This window comes from Streptococcus danieliae, assembly GCF_013415245.1.
Classification (GTDB): domain Bacteria; phylum Bacillota; class Bacilli; order Lactobacillales; family Streptococcaceae; genus Streptococcus; species Streptococcus danieliae_A.
Window position 1 is genome coordinate 1 of the sequence record NZ_JACBXX010000071.1, and the last position, 1,451, is coordinate 1,451.

The 1,451-nt window shown below is 48.2% G+C and carries 1 protein-coding gene; it reads left to right on the forward strand.

Annotated features, from left to right (window positions below; translation table 11 throughout):
- A partial coding sequence (locus HZY94_RS02325; protein ID WP_257151894.1) for a Rib/alpha-like domain-containing protein occupies positions 1-1,451 on the forward strand: 1,451 nt, incomplete at both ends.

Consider the following 1,451-nt stretch of genomic DNA (forward strand, 5'->3'; position numbering starts at 1 on the left):
TGCGAGCAGCTTACCTGAGGGCACCCAGTATGCCTTTAAGGCTCCTGTCAATACCTCAAGTGAGGGAGACAAGTCAGCTGTTGTTGTAGTAACCTATCCAGATGGTACTCGTGATGAGGTTCCGGTAACCGTTAAAGTCGTCACTCCAGATGCGGATAAGTATACTCCAGAGGCTCGTGAACAAACGGTGAGACCAGGGGGTACACCAAGAGCAACGGTTGCGATTGCGAATCTACAAGACCTTCCACAAGGGACCAAAGTTGGCTTTAAAACTCCGGTTGACACCTCAACTGAGGGAGATAAGCAAGGAACAGTTGTTGTAACTTATCCAGATGGTTCCAAGGAAGACGTTCCAGTAATTGTTAAGGTTGTTGCACCAGATGCGGACAAGTATACGTCAGCAGGGAAGACGCAGACGGTCAAACCGAATGAAACTCCACAAGCAGTAAATTCCATTGAGAATGCGAGCAGCTTACCTGAGGGCACCCAGTATGCCTTTAAGGCTCCTGTCAATACCTCAAGTGAGGGAGACAAGTCAGCTGTTGTTGTTGTAACTTATCCAGATGGTACTCGTGATGAGGTTCCGGTAACCGTTAAAGTCGTCACTCCAGATGCGGATAAGTATACTCCAGAGGCTCGTGAACAAACGGTGAGACCAGGGGGTACACCAAGAGCAACGGTTGCGATTGCGAATCTACAAGACCTTCCACAAGGGACCAAAGTTGGCTTTAAAACTCCGGTTGACACCTCAACTGAGGGAGATAAGCAAGGAACAGTTGAAGTAACTTACCCAGATGGTTCCAAGGAAGACGTTCCAGTAATTGTTAAGGTTGTTGCACCAGATGCGGACAAGTATACGCCAGCAGGGAAGACGCAGACGGTTAAACCGAATGAAACTCCACAAGCAGTAAATTCCATTGAGAATGCGAGCAGCTTACCTGAGGGCACCCAGTATGCCTTTAAGGCTCCTGTTAATACCTCAAGTGAGGGAGACAAGTCAGCTGTTGTTGTAGTAACCTATCCAGATGGTACTCGTGATGAGGTTCCGGTAACCGTTAAAGTTGTCACTCCAGATGCAGATAAGAACACTCCAGTCGCTAAGGATCAAACAGTTGAGCCAGGTTCTACACCGAAGGCAGAAGATTCCATTGCCAACTTGTCTGAACTTCCAGCAGGTACTACGGTAGCCTTCAAGGATCCAGTAGACACGACAGATGCAGGCGATAAACCAGCTACAGTAGTGGTAACCTACCCAGATGGTTCGAGTGAAGAAGTCCCAGTGACCGTTAAGGTATCTAAGTCTGCAACAGATGCAGATAAGAACACTCCAGTCGCTAAGGATCAAACAGTTGAGCCAGGTTCTACACCGAAGGCAGAAGATTCCATTGCCAACTTGTCTGAACTTCCAGCAGGTACTACGGTAGCCTTCAAGGATCCAGTAGACACGACAG